Source organism: Collimonas sp. NPDC087041 (genome assembly GCF_044745265.1).
Classification (GTDB): domain Bacteria; phylum Pseudomonadota; class Gammaproteobacteria; order Burkholderiales; family Burkholderiaceae_D; genus Collimonas.
This window is the reverse complement of record NZ_JBIUZX010000014.1, coordinates 1-20,733: the sequence shown is the minus strand read 5'-3', so window position 1 is coordinate 20,733 and position 20,733 is coordinate 1. Positions and strand designations below refer to the sequence as shown.

Sequence of the window (20,733 nt, the reverse complement as noted above, 5' to 3'; positions counted from 1 at the left end):
ATCCCGATTTGCAGATTTATTGCAGATTTAGACCAGATATTGCTGCAAACGCGCAATGACGGCTTCCCGGCCAAACAATTCAAGCACGGCATCGATCGCCGGGGTCTGCAACTGGCCGGTCACCATCAGGCGCAACGGCATCGCGAACTGCGGCATCTTCAGCTTATGCGCGGCCAGTACTTCCTTGATCATCGGCGCCAGGCTTTCCTTGTTCCACTCGACCGTAGCGCAACGCTCTGCGAAATCGGCCAGCGCCGGTTTGATCGCATCGGTAAAGTGTTGTGTCAACAGCGCGGCATCGGGCGCCGGCTTACGGTAGAACAGCATGGCTGCAACGCCGATTTCGTTGACGGTATTGGCGCGCTCCTTCAGCAGGCCGATGACTTTCGCCAAATCAGGGGCATTGCTGAAATCAGCGCCGTCCTGCTCCATCAGCGGCTTGACCATGGCAGCCAGGCGCGCGTTGTCGGCCAGCTTGATGTAGTGGTTGTTGATCCACGCCAGTTTTTCGGGATTGAATTGCGCCGGCGATTTCGACAGGTGATCGAGATTGAACCATTCGCAGAACTGCTCCATCGAGAAAATTTCTTCGTCGCCATGGCTCCAGCCGAGACGCGCCAGGTAATTCAGCATCGCTTCCGGCAGGTAGCCTTGTGCCGGGTAATCCATGACGCTGACCGCGCCGTGGCGCTTCGACAGTTTCTCGCCGTCGGCGCCGAGAATCATCGGTACGTGGCCGTACAACGGCAACGTCGCACCCAGCGCCTTCAGGATATTGATCTGGCGCGGAGTGTTGTTGACGTGGTCATCGCCGCGGATCACGTGGGTGATCTTCATGTCCCAATCGTCCACCACGACGCAGAAATTGTAGGTCGGCGTGCCGTCTGGACGAGCGATCACCAGATCGTCCATTTCGCGGTTGGAAATCGTGATGTTGCCCTTGACTACGTCGTCCCAGCTGACGTCGCCATCGAGCGGATTCTTGAAACGCACCACCGGCTTGCGATCGGCTGGAACCGCAGGCAAAGTCTTGCCCGGCTCTGGACGCCAGGTGCCGTCGTAGCGCGGCTTTTCGCCAGCGGCGCGCATGCGTTCGCGCATCGCTTCGACTTCTTCCGGCGACGAATAGCAGTGGTAGGCCGTGCCTTCCTGCAGCATTTGCGCGATCACTTCACGATAGCGATCCATCCGGCGCATCTGGTAGAACGGACCTTCGTCATGCTCCAGACCCAGCCATTGCATGCCGTCGATGATGGCTTGCACGGCTTCCGGGGTCGAGCGTTCCAGGTCGGTATCTTCAATGCGCAGCACGAAAGTGCCGCCGAAATGGCGCGCAAAGGCCCACGAAAACAGCGCGGTGCGGGCGCCGCCCAGATGCAGGTAACCGGTCGGGCTAGGGGCGAAACGGGTGCGCACCGGCGCGGATGGGGTAGTGGAAGCTGGAGTCGGAGCAGTCATGATAAATAAAAACGGCCTTGGATTGCCAAAGCCGTTATCAAGGAAAACCCCATTTTACCGCGTTGCACCAGTGGATGGAACCGCTGGGCGGATCTGTCCGCTGCCGGCGTTATTTGACGGTGACGTTGATGCTCTTGCTCAGCTCCGGTCCATAGGACTGGTGGGCGCCGTTGGCGAACTGCATGGTCAGCTTGTACTTGCCTGGCGGCAGCGTGACGCTGGTTTCGGTTTGGCCCTTGCCGAAATGCAAATGCTTGTCATCAGCCGGAATCACCTGCCCGGCTGGAATGCTGTCCTCGTTGATCAGCAGGTGATGATGGCCGGTGCCGGGCGTCATGTCGCCAGCCGGCTTGACTTCCATGCCGCTGACGCCGAACTTGACGGTGAACGGGCTGCTGACCACGGCGCCGTCAGCCGGCTCGACGAACGAGACCGAGGCGGCATGGGCCATCTGCGGCAGCAGGCCGGCACTGAGCATGGCTGCGGAAAACAGTACAGAAAGAATGCGTGATTTCATTTTCTTGTCCTTTACGTCCAGAATTGATAAGACCGACAAACTGCCCATGTGCGCATTGCCAGATGCCTGGGCAGAACCCGTACAATTTACTGAGTGCAATAATACGTGATAGCGCCGCCACCCAAAGGACACCGACATGCAAGCCGCCCACGGCAATTTATTGACCAACCTGCCGCTAGACGGTTCAGCAGAAGTTTTCGAACTGCTGCACGAACGCGCCGGCCTGAAAATCGAACGCATCGTTTCCAATGGGCAATCTAGCCCACCCGGCTTCTGGTACGACAATCCCCACGAAGAGTGGGTGCTGCTGCTCAGCGGCAGCGCCGGCCTGACACTAGAGGGCAGCGCAGAAGAGCACATCATGCAGCCCGGTGCGTGGCTGCACATTCCTGCGCATTGCCGCCACCGCATCGAGTGGACCGATGCAGGCCAGCCAACAATCTGGCTGGCAGTGCATCATGAAACCGTCCCGCTTTAATCGTTCTTGATCACGATGCTCGGGAATTTGCTCGACATGTCGCGCGCCTTTTCCGCCACCTTGATCGCTACCTTGCGCGCGATCTCCTTGTAGATATGCGCCACCGGACCGTCCGGTTCGGCGACCACGGTCGGCGTGCCGGAATCGGTCTGCTGGCGGATCGACATGGTCAGCGGCAAAGCGCCGAGGAAATCGACGCCGTATTCGCCGCACATCTTGGCGCCGCCGCCTTCACCGAAAATCGCTTCGGCATGGCCGCAGTTCGAACAGATATGGGTACTCATGTTCTCGACGATGCCGAGGATAGGAATGCCGACCTTCTCGAACATTTTCAAACCCTTGCGCGCATCCAGCAAGGCGATGTCTTGCGGCGTGGTGACGATCACAGCGCCGGTCACCGGGACTTTTTGCGACAGCGTCAACTGGATATCGCCGGTGCCGGGCGGCATGTCGACGATCAGGTAATCGAGATCGCGCCAGTTGGTCTGTTCCAGCAACTGTTGCAATGCTTGCGTGACGATCGGGCCGCGCCACACCATCGGCTCGTCCGGATCGACCATGAAACCGATGCTCGACACCTGCAATCCGTGGTTTTCCAGCGGCTCCATGGTTTTGCCATCCTTGGTTTCCGGACGGCCGCTGATGCCCATCATCATCGGCTGCGATGGACCATAGATGTCGGCATCGAGAATCCCGACCTGTGCACCCTCTGCCGCCAGCGCCAACGCCAGATTGACGGCCGTGGTCGATTTGCCGACCCCGCCCTTGCCGGAGGCCACTGCGATGATGTTCTTGACATTCGCCATCAGCTTGACGCCGCGCTGCACTGCGTGGGACTGGATTTTCGAATAGACATTCGGGCTGACCTGGCCGACGCCAGGCAAGGCGCGCACCGCAGCCACCGCAGCATCGCCGATCAGCGCAAACTGGCTCTTGGCGGGATAATCGAGTTCGATGTCAAACGCGACATTGGCGCCATCCAGCTGGATATTTTTAGCCGACTTGCCGGTAACCAGATCCTTGCCGGTATTCGGATCGATGACACTGGCCAATGCTGCCTTGACTGCTTCAATCGTGACGCTCATTACTTTTCCTCTACGTATTTCCAATAAGATGCGGCAAGTCTAAACCATATCGTTGTCATTCCGCTGGCGCGGCGTCGGGTAGGCACTTGTGCCCATGCGTGAACGGCCTCCACGTACGCGCTTGCAAAGGTCGAAACTCGGCTTATAACGGTAGCGCGCGGTCACGATGTGTCCACCCTGCGCCGCAATTGTTGCAGTTGGCTGCTAAAATCAACCTTTTATTCCAACCAGCAGCACTTAACATTGCCAAATGAGCATCACTTTGACTTCAACTCCCCGCCAATTATTCGTCACTACCGCCCTGCCTTACGCCAATGCAGCGTTTCATATCGGCCACATCATGGAATATATCCAGGCCGACATCTGGGTGCGGTTCCAGCGAATGCAGGGCCATGAAGTCAATTTCGTTGGTGCTGACGATGCGCACGGCGCACCGATCATGATCGCCGCTGAAAAAGCCGGCATCACGCCGCAGGAATTCGTGGCGCAGATCGCGGCTGGCCGCAAGCAGTACCTGGACGGCTTCCACATCGCCTTCGACAACTGGCACTCGACCGACGGCCCGGAAAACCATGAGCTGTCGCGCGATATCTACCGCAAGCTGAAAGCTGCGGGCTTCATCGCGACCAAGACCATTGAACAATTCTACGATCCGGTCAAGAACATGTTCCTGCCGGACCGCTACATCAAGGGCGAATGCCCGAAATGCGGCGCCAAGGACCAGTACGGCGATTCCTGCGAAGTGTGCAGCTCGGTGTACGCTCCTACCGACCTGAAGAATCCTTACTCGACCCTGACCGGCGCGACGCCGGTGATGAAATCGTCGGAACATTTCTTCTTCAAATTGTCCGATCCGCAGTGCGTGGAATTCCTGCGCGGCTGGGCGCTCGGCAATGTCGACGGCAAGCCACGGCTGCAATCGGAAGTTGCCAACAAGGCCAAGGAATGGCTGGAAAGCGACGGCGGCATGGGCGACTGGGATATCAGCCGCGACGCGCCCTACTTCGGCATCGAGATCCCGGATGAACCGGGCAAGTATTTCTACGTCTGGCTGGATGCACCGGTGGGCTACCTGGCTTCGCTGAAGAATTATTTCGGCAAGATCGGGCGCGACTACGACGCCTTCATGGCCGATCCGAAGACCGAGCAATATCACTTCATCGGCAAGGACATCACCTATTTCCATACGCTGTTCTGGCCAGCCATGCTGCATTTCTCCGGTCAAAAAGTACCGAACAATGTGTTCGTGCACGGCTTCCTGACGGTCTCCGGCGAAAAAATGTCGAAGTCGCGCGGCACCGGCATTTCGCCGCTGCGCTACCTCGATCTCGGCATGAATCCGGAATGGATGCGCTACTACATCGCCGCCAAGCTGAGCGCCAAGGTGGAAGACCTGGACTTCAACCCGGATGACTTCGTCGCCCGCGTCAACTCCGACCTGATCGGCAAGTACATCAACATCGCCAGCCGCGCCGCCGGCTTCATCGCCAAGAAATTCGACGGCAAGGTCAGCACCGCCTGGGCTACCGACAGCGATCCTTTCCTGTCCGGCCTGCGCGCCGTCGCCGGCGATATCCGCGCGTTGTACGATGGCCGCGAATACGGCAAGGCATTGCGTGCCGTGATGGAACAGGCCGATGTGATCAACGCCTACGTCGACGCCAACAAGCCGTGGGAACTGGCCAAGGATCCGGCCAAGGAAGCAGCCCTGCACGAAGTTTGCAGCCGCCTGCTGGAAGCATTCCGCATCCTGACCGTGTACCTGAAACCGGTGTTGCCGGCGCTGGCCGCCCAGGTCGAAGCTTTCCTGCAAATCCAGCCGCTGGTATGGGCCGATGTGACCAAGCCACTGGCCGATGGTCACCAGATCAATGCCTATACGCACTTGATGACACGGGTCGAGCCGAAGATGCTGGATGCGTTGTTTGATGCGCCGGCGGCGCCGGCTGCCGCCGCTGCCACCGAAGAGTCGGCTAGCGACACAACTGCCAGCACCATCGAACCGCTGGCCGCAGAAATCAAGATCGACGATTTCGTCAAAGTCGATTTGCGTATCGCCAAGATCGTCAACTGCGAACACGTCGACGGTTCCGACAAATTGCTGCGACTGACGCTGGATGTCGGCGAAGGCCGCCTGCGCAATGTGTTCTCCGGCATCAAGTCGTCCTACCAGCCGGAAGAACTGATCGGCAAGCTGACCGTGATGGTGGCCAACCTGGCGCCGCGCAAGATGAAGTTCGGCATTTCGGAAGGCATGGTGCTGGCAGCTTCGGCAGCGGATAACAAGACCAACGCCGGCATCTACGTGCTCAACCCATGGCCAGGTGCAGAGCCGGGCATGCGCGTCAGCTAAGCAAGCCATGAACCTGCAAGTCCGCGAAGTCAGCACCGACGATGCCGCACTGATCGCCGAGCTGACGCGCGCTTGCTGGGCTGAACGGGTCACCGCCAGTTCCAGCGGCCACCACGAAAGTACCGAGCGCGTGCTGCACGACCTGCAGCGCGGCGGCGGCTTCATCCTGCAATTGGATAGAGAGCCGATTGGCTCGGCGCGCTGGCTGCCCTCGGATACCGAAACCGACGTCTGGGAAATCCTGCGCATGGGCGTGTTGCCGGCGTATCGCGGTCAAGGCCTGTCCCAGCATCTGATGGAAGCGCTGATCCATCGCGCCCAAGGCGCCGATATCAGTGAACTGCGGCTGGCGGTGCGTGCCGACCAGGCCCGGGTAGTTGATCTGTACGCCGTGTTTGAATTCGAACTGGCGCCGGAACTGGAATACACCCGCGCCAATCCGCTGGATGAGCCGCCGGTTGTGATGCGGCGCTGGTTGAAACGGTAACGTGGGCACGTTGTGCCCACCCTACTCCATGTTCGCCTAGTGCCCGTACACCTGCGACACCGAAGTGCCGGTCACCAATCCGGTGGTGATATCCATGTGGACATTAAAGAAAGCCTGGCTGGCGTCGCTCTGGATATAGCGCCAATCCCAGACTTCCTCGTTCTTGCGGGTAAATTGCACCACGGTGCGCGGCTTGCCCAGCATCTGCCTGACCTCTTCCTTGGGCATGCCGACCTTGATCCTGGCGAAGTTCTCTTCGGTCAGCACCTGCTTGTAATCGCTCAGCTTGCCATCCTTGCCGATATAGAAAATCCAGGTGCGCGCGCCAGCCGGACCTTTCGGATATTCCAGCGTACGCTCGCCGTTTTCCTTTTCCCAGACCGTGTCCGGCTGGCCCATGGCGTTGCGAACATCAGCTTCGGACGATACGCCGCGATTCAGTTTTTCCAAGCCAGCCTCCTGTATGAATTTACCGTTCTGGTCACAAGCTGCGATCAGAAATGGCGCAATCACCATTAGAATGGTGCGTAACCAGCGTTTCATCGTTACCTCCTGACAGTGTTCGATCCAGATGCATTGTTGTCCCGACACGACAGGATAATCCCTGCGCTTGCCGCGCACAAACAGTTCGGCAGCTACGAAATAGCATAAAATAGCGCCTACTTCCACCGAATTATCAAAGCAACCATGACATTCTCCAAGCAAATTTCCGGTTACGAATCTGATATCACCAAGTTCATCGAAGAACTCAAGAAAAAAAATCCAAAATTGGAAGAACAGCAACTGGCCGGCCGCGCCCTGCTGTGGGACAAGACCCCGATCGACCTGGACAGCCAGGAACGTGCGCAAGAGTCGCGCGTCGATCAACAACCCTATGTGTATCAAAACAACCACTAATTTCGCCAAAATCAGGTAACGGTTAAATGAGCCAGAACGTGTCGGATGCCGCAGAACTGACGCTGGAAGGACAGCCCGATTCGACGCCGAACGTGATCGACGGCGTCGCCTTTGCGCGTCTGTACGGCGAGCCGCTGTTCCGCATGCCGACCGACCTGTACATTCCGCCGGATGCGCTGGAAGTCTTCCTGGAAGCATTCGAAGGTCCGCTCGACCTGTTGCTCTACCTGATCCGCAAGCAGAACTTCAACATCCTCGACATCCCGATGGCGCAAGTGACCTTGCAATATCTGGAATACGTCGACCAGATCCGCATCACCAATCTTGAGCTGGCGGCGGAATACCTGCTGATGGCGGCGATGCTGATCGAGATCAAATCGCGCATGCTGCTGCCGGTGCGCAAGACCGACAGCGAAGAAGCCGAGGATCCGCGTGCCGAACTGGTGCGGCGCCTGCTGGAATATGAGCAGATGAAGCTGGCGGCGCGCGAAATCGACGCCTTGCCGCAACTTGGGCGCGATTATGTCCGCACCCAGATCTACATCGAGCAAAACACCGTTACGCGCTGGCCGGATGTTAACGTGGACGACCTGCAGGCAGCCTGGGCCGATGTGCTCAAGCGCGCCAGGCTGACCGCCCATCACACCATCAGCCGCGAAGAACTGTCGGTGCGCGAACACATGACCGGGATCCTGCGCCGCCTGCAATCGTCGCGCTTTGTCGAATTTGCCGATCTGTTCGATCCAGCGCGCGGCGTGCCGGTGCTGGTGGTGAACTTCATCGCGCTGCTGGAGCTGGCCAAGGAAACCTTGATTGAAATCACCCAGGCCGAACCGTTTGCGCCAATCTATGTGCGACTGGCTTACTCGCCGACTTATTCACCAACTTAGCGCCGACATAATTTCCTGTTTACCTCATTAGGGACGGAGTAATTCGCCATGCCACGGCGATTCTTTAACCTTGTCCCATAAAAATAAGCCATGAAAATCATCTCCTCCATCGAAGAACTCCGCGACCAGTTGCGCGGCCAGCTGCGTACCGCGTTCGTACCAACCATGGGCAATCTGCACGACGGCCATCTTTCGCTGATGCGCCTGGCGAAGAAGCACGGCGATCCGATCGTCGCCTCGATCTTCGTCAATCGCCTGCAATTCGGTCCTAACGAAGATTTCGACAAATACCCGCGCACTTTCGCCGCCGACGTCGAGAAACTGGAAAAGGAAGGCGTCTACGTTCTCTTCGCGCCGACTGAAAAAGACTTGTATCCGGAACCGCAGGAATTCCGCGTGCGCCCGCCGGACGACCTCGGCAATACGCTGGAAGGCGAGTTCCGCCCAGGCTTCTTTACCGGCGTCACGACTGTCGTATTGAAGCTGTTTTCCTGCGTCCAGCCGCGCGTCGCCGTGTTCGGCAAGAAGGATTACCAGCAGCTGATGATCGTCCGCAACATGTCCAAGCAATTCGCGCTGCCGACCGAAATCATCGCCGCTGAAACTTTCCGCGCCGACGACGGCCTGGCGCTGTCGTCGCGCAATATGTACCTTTCTACTGAAGAACGGGCCGAAGCGCCGACGCTGTTCAAGACCCTGAACCAGGTCGCCGACGAAGTGCGTGCCGGCCAACTGGACATCGTCGAACTGGAAAAGCAAGCGATGTCGCAACTCGCGGGCCGCGGCTGGCTGCCGGACTACATCTCGATCCGCAAGCGCAGCAACCTGCAGGCACCTGGCGCAGGCGATCTGGCGCAGGGCGAAAAGCTGGTGGTGCTGGCCGCCGCCAAGCTGGGCGGTACACGCCTGATCGACAACCTGGAAATTTAAGCAGCACATGCCAGCTCGCCGCCACAGCAGACAACACATCCTGTGCCTGGCGGCGCTGCTGGTCTTGGCCGTCGTCAACGCACATGCCGGTAGCGACAAGATCACGGTGCAAGACGATGCGCAACACACCATCACCTTGCCGCATCCGGCGCACCGTATCATCAGCCTGGCGCCGCACGTCACTGAGCTGTTGTTTGCAGCCGGCGCCGGGCCTTATGTGATCGGCGTCAGCGCCTACAGCGACTATCCGCCTGCAGTAAAGCAGTTGCCCAGTGTCGGCGACAGCAACGCACTCGATGCAGAACGCATCATCGCCCTGAAGCCCGACCTGGTAGTAGCCTGGAACAGCGGCAATTCCGCCAGCCAGCTGGCCACCTTGCGCGCGATCGGCATTCCGGTATTCGAGAGCGAGCCGCACGACTTCGCCACCATCGCCTCTTCGATGGAACGGCTGTCGAAACTGGCCGGCACGGAAGATGTCGGCAAACCGGCCGCCGCCGCCTTCCGCGCGCGCCTGGCGGTACTAGCCAAGACCTATCAGAAACGCCCCAAGGTCCGGGTGTTTTACCAGATATGGAAAAGACCGCTGATGACCCTGAACGACCATCACCTGGTGTCGAGCGCGATCCGTTTATGCGGCGGCGAAAATATATTCGGCAAGCTGCCGCAACTGGCGCCGACCGTCAGCACTGAAGCGGTGCTCGAAGCTAATCCGGAAGTGATCTTTGCCGCCGACGGCAACAATGCCGCCAATGACGACAACAGCAGCTGGCGTCGCTTCCCGTCGCTCTCCGCGGTGGCGCACAACAATCTGTTTGCGCTGACGCCCGACCAGATGAGCCGCCCCGGGCCGCGGATACTCGATGGCGTAGCCGAGCTATGCCAAAAACTCGACGTGGCGCGCGCCCGGCGCAAGTAAGCATTCGCAGCGTCACCGTAAAAAATCATCGCCGGCCTTCGACCCCGGCTGCTTCTCGTTCGGCAATCACGGCAGCTGCAAATCTCCCTATGGAAAAATTACAAAATATGTATAATTTTGCAATCATCAAGATTCAATTTTTTACTGACACCCATGGGGGAAAATGAAATGAAAAAAGTGATTGCAGGTGTATCCGCAAGTTTGTTCATGTTGATGTCGAACCTGGCGCATGCCGACGGTGAATGCGACAAGTACAAAACCTCCTACGACAAGACATATTGCATGGCCAAAATATTCATGGAGGCCGACAAGGAATTGAACACTGTCTACAGCGAACTGCGCGGCGTCTTGAAGGATGACCTCAAAAAACAACTCACTGAAACGCAGCGCGCCTGGTTGAAATATCGGGACAGCTCATGCGAACAATCCGGCTCTATCGACGTCAGCTGCAATTACAAGGTCAATAAAGAACGCACCGACTATCTGCGCGACCGCCTGCGCGAGTGCAAGGCCGGCACCTGCCGCAATGAGTTGATCGCACAAAAGAACTGGGGTTAATTGCAATGAAGCGAACCTGCCGTATAGCGAGCTGGATTTTTTCGATTAATCTGTTTTTCTTGCTGGCAGGTTCACTGCATAGCGCTGCCGCCTCGGCGAAAGAAGATGTTGCAGCCGCCCCGATTATCGTCATCGATGCCGGTCATACAAAAAGCCACCCTGGTGCCTTGGGCGTCAAAGGCATATACGAGCTTGAATACAATGACAATCTCGTTACCAAATTGGTGAAACCGCTTGCCGACGCCGGAATGAAGGTGATCCTGACCAAGCAACCAGATCAGGAAATCAGCCTGGAAAAACGCGCTGAAATTGCCAACTCCAACCAGGCAAACCTGTTCTTATCCATACATCACGATTCCGCGCAGCCGGTCTATCTCGAACAAACAAAGTTTGGAAATCTTGCTGCCTACAAAACCAAACAACCCATCGCAGGATTCTCGATTTTCATTTCAGGGAAAAATCCGCAGTTTAAAAAGTCCGAGGAATTTGCCGAATTGCTGGGTGAAGAATTATTGAAACTTGGCAGGAAACCTGCGTTGCATCACGCCGAGAACATTGCCGGTGAAAACAGGCCGCTGCTCAATGAGAGGCTAGGCATCTACCAGTTTGACGATTTGATCGTGCTCAAGAAAACGACCGTTCCCGCGGTGCTGCTGGAAGTGGGGGTGATTGTCGATGAGGCAGACGAGAAATATGTATCAGATAAAGATAATCAGCAGCGTATCGTCGATGCAATCTCCAACGCCATTCAGCGATTCAATAGTACGAAATAGGCTTCCTCGCGACGACAATATTTTAAGTGCAGATTTCAATGAAATAACTCGATTTGCTGCAGTAGCGCGCTGTTTATTTTGATCTAGCCGGACGTTTACTTTAAACCGGCATTTAATCTGTTTTAATCCAATCTGCATCGGAAATTAAAGAGCGTTTGAAACAATGCGCGAAGGCATCAACAAATCATTTCGCGAAACAAAAGGCCACTCAATCGAGTGGCCTTTATTATTTTCAACACATGACAGCAATGCCGCCAATTTCAACGTAACGCTGTCCCGGTTTCCCAGTCTGATTTAAGCGTCCAAATCTACTGGACTGACCGGCCAATCAATCGGGTCTGGGCAATTGCTTTGTTCGCACAAGCGATTGACGGCAACGCGGTACTGCTTCCATTTCTTCAACAAGGCAATCTCTGCAGCACTGGCAACGTCCAGGTCAATCGCATCTTGCAAAGGATCAATTGCAAGTCCGGCTTGAGTTAGCAACTGATCGCGCATGGCACGCTTGGCTGTTGTGTACGCTTTAGCTTTGGCCTTGAAGTTTGCGGCCACTTTTTCCGGGTCGACTACCCATTTGGCAGCAGAAAAATCCCAGGCCTCATCTTCGGTAGGCGCTCTGCCGCATTCGACATAGCCGCCCTCAATAGCAGTTTCTATAAATGCCGTGGCTTCAACGTCAAAGGCAAAAATTCCCGATGAAATTGGATCAATGAAATATCGCATTAATGCTCCTCAGTAGGTTTCTATCCATGATTGAACGAAAGGTGTGGCCAGCAATTCGTTGTACGACCAGGAATAGCTCTCACCAGGAAGCACCATCAAATTGAGACGCGCCCCATAGCCACCGTTACTGTTGGAAACCTCCCCCGCAACGGTTCCGCTTGACGTCGAAAGCACCGCATGAAACTGTGCATTGGATCCTTGAGAAAAGACCACAGAAAGCAGCATGGCTTTTCCCGTGGAATTGGCGTAACTGACGCGAGGAGCGCGGCTAGCCGCCGCAACACTCCGGCGCTGCATGGAATATGCAGCCTGTACCGACCCACCAACAGCTAGCCATGACCCACCATTGGACACCAATTCCAAAGTGTCACCAATATTTAAAACACATGTTGTTGTCGTACTGTAGTTGAGATAAATCGAATCGTTTCCGGCACGGGTAATCGAGACCAGATTTGCCGTGCTAAAAAACTTAATGGACTCGCCGACGGGAAACGTCGCAATACTTGGCAACACCACCGTATACGGTCCGCCACCATTGCATTGAACAAGAGCTCCAGCAGCCGCAGCGGTCAGGGTTGTTGCGCGCACAATCGACGGTACCGCAGAATATCGATGGCCGGCGCGCATCAGTGCCTCCGTCGTCGCCAATTTCGTACTGTTGTCGAATTGTTCTGGCGTCGGCGCCGTTGGTTTGCCAGTAAATGCCGGGCTACTTAATTTGGCATATACAGAGTCAAGCGCCGTTTTTAGCAGCTTGTAGGACTCGGGATCATCCGGATTGAATGTCCGGCCTTGCAGTCCTGCTGCCTTGATAAGTTCCATCAAGCTCCAGATGCCCATATTGGTATCTTTGGCCGACTGCACGGTATTGATTGCGGCCGAGTCGGTGTGCATGGGCTGGCCGGTGGGGCCGTGTATGACGTGATCCAGGCTTTCTGTGTAATTCATGCGATCCTCATCTAAAAATAAATCACGTTGATGGCGAAGCGTGCTGGAACGATGCGTTTCAGCATGCATTCGACTTCTTCGCTGTTCTTGCTGCAATTGACCAGGCGCTGGCCAACCAGGTTTTTACCAACTCGAAACGGGCTGCAAATATGCAGTACGCGGATATGTAAATCGCTGTTGAGCGCGCTAGCATGCTGGTGCTTCAGTATATGTTTATTCCCCAAACACGCATCCGGTAGATCCCACGCGCCATCCCATTAGTTAACCGAAGAGAGAGTCCAATGCAGCATCCATGGGCGTTTCGTTTGATTGGTGAAATCGCGATACCTTTCCAGGGCGCCGAAAAAATGACGACGAGTGACCAATCCGACGCTGTCGCACGGCTCGATCGCTCCATATCTCATGGTATCTATTGCGGCTGTTCCGGCCATTCAATATCGCGTGGGTAGCCGAGCTGATTAGTCACACGATTAACTGCAACGCGATATTGCTTCCATTTTTTTAGTAACGCTGCTTCATCCATCGTCGCATCATCCAGATCAACGGCATCTTGAAGCGGAGCAATCGCTAACATCGCGTCAGAGAGAAATTGGTCTCTTCGTGCTAGCGCAATGATAGCTAGATCCTCATCCGTGGGCGGTGGCGGAAAAACGGCCATTGGATAGCCATTTTTGTCTGGATGTATCTCCGCACCGCTGCCTTGCGCATCAAAAAGTTGCTCGTACATTTCCGGCGTGATTTCAACACCACCATTATCAGTTTCAGAAAATGCAAACCGCCTGTCCTTATCAATGAATTTTGCGTACATTTTTAATATCCAATCGCAATGTAATTAAGGTAGGCATCTATGTTGCCGTCAGCAATCAACCGGAGGTTATATCCAGTTTTACTTATAGACGTTGCTATAACTGATGTTGGGTAGGAAGATCCAGAATTTTCAACCAGTTGAGGAACCACTGCACGAGCAGCGTTTGGAAAGGCTATGGGAAAAGTGACACTAGAAAGAGAGCTTCTAATGTTGAAACTTCCTGAGGCTAAGATTCTCCAGCCATTAGGCAATGTCATCCAGGTGTTTCCCGTTGCAAACTGATTCAGTCTAAAAATGGCCGTCCCACTACACATCCACGCTGTACCGCTCCAAGTAACAAAGGCGTCCTCTCCACCCATCACATTGAGAAAATTGACTAGCGCACTACCATTCGTATCAATAATAGATGCGCCTCCCGCAGCTGTTACTGATAACGAGGTTCCATTACTGTTTTTCCCAAAATAGATGCTCGAGCCAATCGGCAATCCGTTTGTTGCAGGCAAGACCACCGATTGATTAGTTCCGCCATTGAAAAAAATTCTGGAACCAACATCATCAACCATTAACGTCAATGACGTGCCATTGATATACCGTGTTTTCGGCGAGAATTGAACGCCAGCATTGTTCGCCCACTCTGTCGTTGCCAGTTTCGTGCTGTTGTCGAATCGTTCCGGTGTCGGCGCCGTTGGTTTGCCGGTAAATCCCGGGCTATTTAATTTTGCATATACAGAGTCAAGCGCCGTTTTTAGCAGCTTGTAGGACTCGGGATCATCCGGATTGAATGTCCGGCCTTGCAGTCCTGCTGCCTTGATAAGTTCCATCAAGCTCCAGATGCCCATATTGGTATCTTTGGCCGACTGCACGGTATTGATTGCGGCCGAGTCGGTGTGCATGGGCTGGCCGGTGGGGCCGTGTATGACGTGATCCAGGCTTTCTGTGTAATTCATGCGATCCTCATCTAAAAATAAATCACGTTGATGGCGAAGCGTGCTGGAACGATGCGTTTCAGCATGCATTCGACTTCTTCGCTGTTCTTGCTGCAATTGACCAGGCGCTGGCCAACCAGGTTTTTACCAACTCGAAACGGGCTGCAAATATGCAGTACGCGGATATGTAAAACGCCGTTGAGCGCGCCCAGGCGCTCTCCGACTCGGTTGCGGCCAACACGAAATGGCATGTTGTACCAGGCCTCAATTTCGTATCCGTAACGCTGCAAATAACGCTTGATGGCGCCGATGCTGTCGGCTGAACTGTCGTCATAAAGTAAATCCGTATCGCCACGAAAGCGCGCCAGCATGTTGATGCGACGCTGCTCGATGTCTTGGTTATCCCCAAAACACGCGTCCGGCAAACCGAGCGCATCTTCCCACTCTTCAATTCTGGAACACGTGCGGTGCGGCATCCATTGGCGTATGGTTCGACTTGTGAAGTCGTGATGCTCTTCAAGTACACCGGCAAAGGCTTGCAGCCAGCGCATCACAACCGACTTAGGATGTCGTGGGAAGGCCCATCCGGTAGGTAGCAAGTGGCTTAACGCCTGTACAAATTTGTTCATCTTGCTATCCAATCGTCATTGGCTGAAAGACTGTCGAACGCAGCATCAGCAGTTCGTAGAGACCGGCAAACAGGAAGCCGCCAGATATCGGTTCTGGCTCAAACATCTGATGGTTGTATTCGCCCGGTGCTGTGGAAATGGCTTCGCTCAGATGCGACAACGGTATGCGGCCACTCGGTACGGCATCGCGATAGAACAAGTCTTTGAGTTCCAACTCAATCGCCTTGCGCGTATCCGGTTGATCCGGGTCAATGCCTAGCACGACGTCGACAAACTTGGGCGTCGGGATGATGACAAACAGTTCGTCTGGCGGGCCGCGCTCGGGATCACGGATATGCTCATATACAGCCTGGCGCTGTGCTTCGGTCGGCAGGCCATATGGCAGGTTGTTGTCTGCCATGATGATGACTCCCGCCGAAGTCGGTCCGCTGGGGTTACGTATGCCCCAAGCGCGGGTAATGCCGGGTACCGACAAGGCCCAGCGCTCGTAATCGGTGGGTGCGCTGCCGCGGGGCGGGTTGGCCAGGCGTTGCCGCAGGCGGTAAATCGCCTCGGGGTCGGTTTCTCGATTGGTACCGCCACTAAAGCCATCCTCACTCACCACAAAATCGGCATCAATGCCAGGTTCCGTCGCCAATAGGGTCAGGGTTGTGCCTGGCGTCAGGTTGCCGCTTTTTCCTGCTGTGGTACAACTTAGTGTAAGACGCAGCACACCTCCGACATCGACTTCGGCATCAGCACGCAGTAGAAACTCCAGGCCGTTGTCGGTTTGCAGCGTCGCGCCCACCTTGAGCCATTCGTGTGCTACGCCGGTGCCGGTGGCGATGCCGCCTGCCGGCGTGGCTTCCTTGCGCGGGATGCCGTAGGCTTGCAGCCAATCGTCCAAAAACTCATCCGCCGATTTGGTAGGAATGGCCTGCTTGGCAACGAAATCGCGCAAATAGCGATACGCGCCATAAATACCCACGGCTTGCACGAATGCCTGGGCTTCGGTGTTGGAACGCACCAGGGCGATGTCGGTGGCCGACAAGGCACTACCGTTGTCGGCATCAACTAGCGCCTGCTGTAGCAAGGTGGCGGCGTTCTGGTGTAGTTCGTCAATCGTCGGGATGTTGGGTTGCGGCATAGTCATCAAAAGATCTTTCGAGTGTGCTTACAGCGATTTGCGTAATGTGGTGCCCCATAGCACGTCATAAATCGGCGTTTCGTTATCGTCCTGCCAGATTTGCGGACGTAGCGCCAGCCGGTCGCCATATTCTCCGGCCCATGAGGCGATGACGGTGATGCGTTGTGCCAATCCCGTAGCCACCATCCATTGCAGCGCTTCCCATGCCGCAAAGCGCGCCTCTTCGAGCTTGTCTACGGTGGTTTTTGTGAAGTAACAAGTCCACAGCATCGACCCCCAAGGGTCGGGAGACTTGGCGAACTCATCTCCGCACCAGCCGCGCCGATCCGTCTGGCCGCGCGGAAGCACCACGTCGCGGCCAGCACGACGGTCGGAGAACAAGGAAATGATCACTGCCGTTTGCAGCGTGTCGTCCAGCCCCAGGGCATATTCCTGCAGCATCACAGCGCCATGACCGGGGGCGGCACACGGGTTGCTGTAATCGTGCCGATTAAATGGCGATTGCTTGGCGATACGTTGACATTGCCAATCAAACGGCAATGCCAACGTGTCGCTGGCGGGTGGGGAGATAGTGTGGATATCAATCATGGAGCCATGATCGGGCAAATGCAGCATTGCTTACAGGTGAAACATTTCATAAGGAGGCGCCGGCCATTACTTTCCCTATTCGGAGTCGCCATGATCCGTGGAGCATGGTGCTCAGGTGATCAGGGATTGACGGCGCTGCCAGATTGTTCGTCGCCGCGCTTTACGTTGCTGTGAACATGCTTGACTGCGTCCACTCCGCCCAGCATGCCACCATCGGTAGTTTCAATGAAACGGCCTTTAATGACGGCTTCCGACTCAATCAAAGGCGTGTTGAAGACGGTCTTGTTGGTGGCATTAACGATAAAATCGTCGCAGTCCACGACAATTTTTTTACCATCAGTGAGCGTAATGCGGTGGCCGTCCTTATGCCATACCGATACCTCGTGCGCGGCCAAGCGTGGGCGTTCGGCCAAACGATCCATGCGTAACACCACAGTATGACCGTCGCATTCCACCGCGAGACCCTGCCCATCTACCGGATTTGAAGCCAGGCCGTAGTCCTGGTAACGTTCTACGGCATCGCGACCATTGGTATCGAATATCTCAACACGAACGGTCTGGATCTGACCTTCTTTCAGGGTGCGCATTCTGGCGCGCCGGACCATGGTTTGTTTGCTCATATATCAGTCCTCAGATTGAAACGGGAATCGACGATTTGCGATTTCTTATTCTTGCCACCACTATTTGTTTTCTTGGGTGCCTTAATCGGCTTAATCGGCTCGCTGTCATAGGCATCGGGCGGGCGCACGGTGATTATGGTGACATCGCCTTCCGTGAGATCACATTTGTTATTGATTTCGCAAATCAGCCACAGATCACCGTTCAGACCGACGATGTCGTCATAGATCGGCACCAACGTATTGATTTCCCATGGCTTGCCTTCCCAAGTCCAGCCTTCCAGCTGATATTTCAAGCCATAGGCATGGCCGCGCCGTACTCGCATGGTGTGTTCGAGCAAGCGGCGAATGTCAGCGGTGTCGGTATTGCCCTGGACGTTGACCATCAGCGGCAGGGAACGGCGCATTTCGGAATCGAAGACACTTGCCTTCTGTTGCGTTGCTTCGTCAAAATTGCCGGTTGACTTCTTTTGACCGTAGCCAATGTATTGGCTATAGCGATCCGCATCGCTGCCAATGGACTCCATGCTGATGACGTTCTGACCGCGCACAATGGCGCCGTGACTGCGGTTCTTGCCCGCAGTCGTCAGCAGCAACTGGCCACGGGCGTTGGTGGTAACGAGAATGCCGCGCATGCGGGCAGCGCGGGACAACAGGTTAACCACGGTTTCGCCATCTTCAATCTTAAAATCCGAGAGCGCTGCGCCCATGTCGGCATCGACCACCACGTCAACGAATTGCCCGCAGACATCACGGGCGATTTGATCCAGCTTAGCGCTTTTCCATTGGCCGCCGCGGTAGATGGCCGAACAACCAATGAGGTCGCCGGTGCGACTCCTACCTTCGATCTTGAAGCCACAATCATCACGCTTATAAAACGGCTCTGCTGCCAGCACCGTACCGGTGACCACCAGCGTCTTATTGATATACACCTTCATGTCGTCCTGGCGGTGGATATCTGGCGGACTCCCCGGCACCATGCTCACCGGAATCGTAAAACGACTGCTGATGTTCTCTATCGAGCGCTGGATATTCGATTCGATCCAACCTTGATAATCGCGGTTATTGACGGTCACCACGACCTGTGCCTGGTCTTTGGTATAAGTTTCCATTTAGTAGCTGTCCTGGTTGTGTTTGATCACACGCAGCGGGGTATTTGGCGGTACCAGCAGCGGATGACGGACGTGCGGATTCATTTGCAGAATTTCATCCATCCACTGCACCGTACCGAACAGGCGATAGCTGACATACAGCGCGGGTTGCCAGCTCTGCGGGGTATAGCTCGTCAGGCGCGCCAAATCCTTTGAGCGCTCTTGCAAGTCGGCCAGCACTGCGGTATGCAAGCGCATCAATACGGCATGATCCGCAGCTCCAAGGCGGAGCAAACGCGAAAGTTGCTGGTTGAAGTCCTGCCGCAAGGCGGCGGCCTGGTCGATATTGTCGAGCGTGATCTGGGTGACCGCCTCGACAGCAGCAACGGTGGAGAGGCCCTCAAATAAGCACGCCAAACGGGTAAACAGCGCAGCCTCGCGCTGCCGGTTCGCGGTGGTATAGGGCGTGTAGACAGGCGTAAATGCTTGCACCAGTTGTAGGTTGGCGCCGGTAGCCGGCGGCACACCGCAAGTCTTGTAGGCACTGGCGACGGACTGGCTTGACGAAATCGGCCATAGGTTACGCATCTGACCGAACGCGACTAGCGCCTGGCCGGAAGGAATATTGGGCGGCACGCGCAGGATAGCGTCGACTGTATTGCCCAACATGCCAGAGATGCCGAGCAAATCATTGCTGGGGCTGACGATGAATTGCTGCGCCAGGTTATGGTAATAATTGACGCCACTATTGATTGTGGTGATGACCGAGCATACCGTATCGAGCGCCTCACGCAGGCCATTACGCAAATTATCCATTGACCAGCCGGCCAGGCCGGCAGTCGTGAATTGCTCGCTAAAGGTCTCTATCATGGATTCCCTGGCATCCGCACTGGCAGCCTCCAGTGCCTGCGTGGTATTGGGCTTCCCGGTTGGATAGCGGCGCTCTTCACCCCGTACAAAATTGAGTTCGAGGCGCGCCATGCCGCCCTCGCTGGTCAAGGCTTCCTTGACGGTGTATTTGCCGTGGTAATAGCAGCGAATACTGCCTTGCGTAGGGTGGACCAAGATCCCGTGGCCATTGAGCACTTCGCGTAAGGCGTCCAGCTGGTCCAGATAGTCGTCGCCGATCACGTAAGCAGAAAATTTGAATTCCTCTGCTGCAGCCCCCATCGAAAACACCGTAGGCAAGTCCTGGAAGGGATAATCGCGCAACACCGTATTTTGTCCTGCCGTCGTGTCAACCGTATCCACGTGGAACGGCACTTCGCGCCAACTCGCTTGCTGGAGTTGTTGTAACCAGCCAATATCCATTCTAAAATCCTCCAGGGTTGGTATTGCCAAGATCCATCTTGACGCCATTCAATTGCTGCAGCACCGTGAGATTGCTTGCGACACGGTTATCGGCGACGATCAGGTCGATTTGCAGACGGCCGTCCTTGAATTCGAATTCATTCCTTTGCAGTGGGATATCGCTGACGGACCTATAGATCGCATCGGGCTGCAGGGCAGGCTGATCGGAGTAATGCGACCGGTCTGAGTAATTCGATTGGTTCAGGTAGTCGCCCAGTGATGTCGCGCCCCACCAGCCCAGACCTCCGCCTACAATCCCGCCGACAGCCGCACCGACAACATTGCCCACCACCGGCACAACAGAGCCAATTGCACCGCCCGCCATCGCACCAACCTTGGCGCCGCCCCAGGCGCCGGCAGCACCAGCTGCAGTGCGCCCAATCTCGTTGGTTTTTTCGACTACGGTTTTATCCTTATCCATGAGGGTGGAGCCGACCTCATAGGCTGCAGCCGCCCATCCTGCGCGCCGCAGCCACGGCATGGCACGGTGTTGAAGATTGCTTAAAATTGCCCCACTGTTTTCATCGAAATCTGCCCCACCCTGTTAATGCGTAATTCATATTATTTCTGTGGATAAGTTTT

General features: G+C 55.7%; 25 protein-coding genes. 9 read left to right on the top strand and 16 right to left on the bottom strand.

What is annotated here, in order from left to right:
• Nucleotides 1-27: 27 nt before the first annotated feature.
• Together gltX and ACIPF8_RS21225 are read right to left on the bottom strand one after the other, a co-directional pair.
• Nucleotides 28-1,458, bottom strand: a complete 1,431-nt coding sequence (gltX, locus tag ACIPF8_RS21230; RefSeq protein WP_400425003.1) for a glutamate--tRNA ligase — start codon at nt 1,456-1,458, stop codon at nt 28-30.
• A 109-nt stretch (nt 1,459-1,567) separates the two neighbouring features.
• Nucleotides 1,568-1,975, bottom strand: a complete 408-nt coding sequence (locus ACIPF8_RS21225) for a DUF4399 domain-containing protein (protein ID WP_400425001.1) — start codon at nt 1,973-1,975, stop codon at nt 1,568-1,570.
• A gap of 136 nt (nt 1,976-2,111) precedes the next feature.
• Between ACIPF8_RS21225 and ACIPF8_RS21220 the strand changes: the two genes are divergently transcribed.
• Nucleotides 2,112-2,453: a cupin domain-containing protein gene (locus ACIPF8_RS21220; RefSeq protein WP_400424998.1), complete on the top strand. Its 342-nt coding sequence runs from the start codon at nt 2,112-2,114 to the stop codon at nt 2,451-2,453.
• Here ACIPF8_RS21220 and apbC read toward each other — a convergent pair.
• A complete protein-coding gene (apbC, locus tag ACIPF8_RS21215) occupies nt 2,450-3,538 on the bottom strand; it encodes an iron-sulfur cluster carrier protein ApbC (protein WP_400424995.1) in 1,089 nt (362 codons plus the stop codon). The two genes, ACIPF8_RS21220 and apbC, sit on opposite strands and share 4 nt — an antisense overlap.
• Before the next feature lie 250 nt (nt 3,539-3,788).
• Between apbC and metG the strand changes: the two genes are divergently transcribed.
• A complete protein-coding gene (metG, locus tag ACIPF8_RS21210) occupies nt 3,789-5,891 on the top strand; it encodes a methionine--tRNA ligase (RefSeq protein WP_400424992.1) in 2,103 nt (700 codons plus the stop codon).
• A gap of 7 nt (nt 5,892-5,898) precedes the next feature.
• Nucleotides 5,899-6,378 carry a GNAT family N-acetyltransferase gene (locus ACIPF8_RS21205; RefSeq protein WP_400424990.1) on the top strand — a complete coding sequence of 160 codons (480 nt, stop codon included), beginning with the start codon at nt 5,899-5,901 and terminating at the stop codon, nt 6,376-6,378.
• Between the two features lie 36 nt (nt 6,379-6,414).
• Here ACIPF8_RS21205 and bamE read toward each other — a convergent pair whose 3' ends face one another.
• On the bottom strand, nt 6,415-6,921 hold the full coding sequence (gene bamE, locus ACIPF8_RS21200) for an outer membrane protein assembly factor BamE (protein WP_400424987.1): 507 nt from the start codon (nt 6,919-6,921) through the stop codon (nt 6,415-6,417).
• Between the two features lie 144 nt (nt 6,922-7,065).
• Here bamE and ACIPF8_RS21195 point away from each other — a divergent pair, with 144 nt between their 5' ends.
• The 6 genes from ACIPF8_RS21195 (at nt 7,066) to ACIPF8_RS21170 (ending at nt 11,345) form a co-directional block, all read left to right on the top strand.
• The gene (locus tag ACIPF8_RS21195; RefSeq protein ID WP_400424984.1) at nt 7,066-7,275 is read left to right on the top strand and encodes a DUF3460 family protein; all 210 of its coding nucleotides are present in this window, start codon (nt 7,066-7,068) and stop codon (nt 7,273-7,275) included.
• A 26-nt stretch (nt 7,276-7,301) separates the two neighbouring features.
• A complete protein-coding gene (locus ACIPF8_RS21190; RefSeq protein ID WP_400424981.1) occupies nt 7,302-8,165 on the top strand; it encodes a segregation and condensation protein A in 864 nt (287 codons plus the stop codon).
• Between the two features lie 90 nt (nt 8,166-8,255).
• Nucleotides 8,256-9,095, top strand: a complete 840-nt coding sequence (panC, locus tag ACIPF8_RS21185) for a pantoate--beta-alanine ligase (protein ID WP_400424978.1) — start codon at nt 8,256-8,258, stop codon at nt 9,093-9,095.
• Nucleotides 9,096-9,102: 7 nt separating this feature from the next.
• Entirely contained in the window at nt 9,103-10,014 is a 912-nt protein-coding gene (locus tag ACIPF8_RS21180; RefSeq protein ID WP_400424975.1) for a cobalamin-binding protein, read from the top strand.
• A 168-nt stretch (nt 10,015-10,182) separates the two neighbouring features.
• The gene (locus ACIPF8_RS21175) at nt 10,183-10,572 is read left to right on the top strand and encodes a lysozyme inhibitor LprI family protein (protein ID WP_400424972.1); all 390 of its coding nucleotides are present in this window, start codon (nt 10,183-10,185) and stop codon (nt 10,570-10,572) included.
• 5 nt (nt 10,573-10,577) lie between these two features.
• A complete protein-coding gene (locus ACIPF8_RS21170) occupies nt 10,578-11,345 on the top strand; it encodes an N-acetylmuramoyl-L-alanine amidase (protein ID WP_400424969.1) in 768 nt (255 codons plus the stop codon).
• 294 nt (nt 11,346-11,639) lie between these two features.
• Here ACIPF8_RS21170 and ACIPF8_RS21165 read toward each other — a convergent pair whose 3' ends face one another.
• The 12 genes from ACIPF8_RS21165 to ACIPF8_RS21110 all read right to left on the bottom strand — a co-directional run bounded on the left by ACIPF8_RS21165 (nt 11,640) and on the right by ACIPF8_RS21110 (nt 20,572).
• Nucleotides 11,640-12,068 carry a tail fiber assembly protein gene (locus ACIPF8_RS21165; RefSeq protein WP_400424966.1) on the bottom strand — a complete coding sequence of 143 codons (429 nt, stop codon included), beginning with the start codon at nt 12,066-12,068 and terminating at the stop codon, nt 11,640-11,642.
• 9 nt (nt 12,069-12,077) lie between these two features.
• A complete protein-coding gene (locus ACIPF8_RS21160) occupies nt 12,078-13,016 on the bottom strand; it encodes a hypothetical protein (protein WP_400424964.1) in 939 nt (312 codons plus the stop codon).
• 11 nt (nt 13,017-13,027) lie between these two features.
• The gene (locus ACIPF8_RS21155; RefSeq protein ID WP_400424962.1) at nt 13,028-13,240 is read right to left on the bottom strand and encodes a hypothetical protein; all 213 of its coding nucleotides are present in this window, start codon (nt 13,238-13,240) and stop codon (nt 13,028-13,030) included.
• 185 nt (nt 13,241-13,425) lie between these two features.
• On the bottom strand, nt 13,426-13,824 hold the full coding sequence (locus ACIPF8_RS21150; protein WP_400424959.1) for a tail fiber assembly protein: 399 nt from the start codon (nt 13,822-13,824) through the stop codon (nt 13,426-13,428).
• 2 nt (nt 13,825-13,826) lie between these two features.
• Complete coding sequence (locus ACIPF8_RS21145; RefSeq protein WP_400424956.1) at nt 13,827-14,840, bottom strand: hypothetical protein; 1,014 nt, start codon at nt 14,838-14,840, stop codon at nt 13,827-13,829.
• Nucleotides 14,783-15,379: a phage tail protein gene (locus ACIPF8_RS21140; RefSeq protein WP_400424954.1), complete on the bottom strand. Its 597-nt coding sequence runs from the start codon at nt 15,377-15,379 to the stop codon at nt 14,783-14,785. The genes ACIPF8_RS21145 and ACIPF8_RS21140 overlap by 58 nt, the downstream gene beginning before the upstream one ends.
• Before the next feature lie 4 nt (nt 15,380-15,383).
• Nucleotides 15,384-16,511: a baseplate J/gp47 family protein gene (locus ACIPF8_RS21135; protein WP_400424951.1), complete on the bottom strand. Its 1,128-nt coding sequence runs from the start codon at nt 16,509-16,511 to the stop codon at nt 15,384-15,386.
• Nucleotides 16,512-16,532: 21 nt separating this feature from the next.
• On the bottom strand, nt 16,533-17,093 hold the full coding sequence (locus ACIPF8_RS21130; RefSeq protein WP_400424948.1) for a phage GP46 family protein: 561 nt from the start codon (nt 17,091-17,093) through the stop codon (nt 16,533-16,535).
• A gap of 119 nt (nt 17,094-17,212) precedes the next feature.
• On the bottom strand, nt 17,213-17,713 hold the full coding sequence (locus tag ACIPF8_RS21125) for a phage baseplate assembly protein (protein ID WP_400424946.1): 501 nt from the start codon (nt 17,711-17,713) through the stop codon (nt 17,213-17,215).
• Nucleotides 17,710-18,822, bottom strand: a complete 1,113-nt coding sequence (locus ACIPF8_RS21120) for a phage baseplate assembly protein (protein WP_400424943.1) — start codon at nt 18,820-18,822, stop codon at nt 17,710-17,712. The genes ACIPF8_RS21125 and ACIPF8_RS21120 overlap by 4 nt, the downstream gene beginning before the upstream one ends.
• On the bottom strand, nt 18,823-20,112 hold the full coding sequence (locus ACIPF8_RS21115; protein ID WP_400424940.1) for a DNA circularization protein: 1,290 nt from the start codon (nt 20,110-20,112) through the stop codon (nt 18,823-18,825).
• A gap of 1 nt (nt 20,113) precedes the next feature.
• Nucleotides 20,114-20,572, bottom strand: coding sequence for a hypothetical protein (locus tag ACIPF8_RS21110; RefSeq protein ID WP_400424937.1), 459 nt, complete (start codon nt 20,570-20,572; stop codon nt 20,114-20,116).
• Nucleotides 20,573-20,733: the final 161 nt, after the last annotated feature.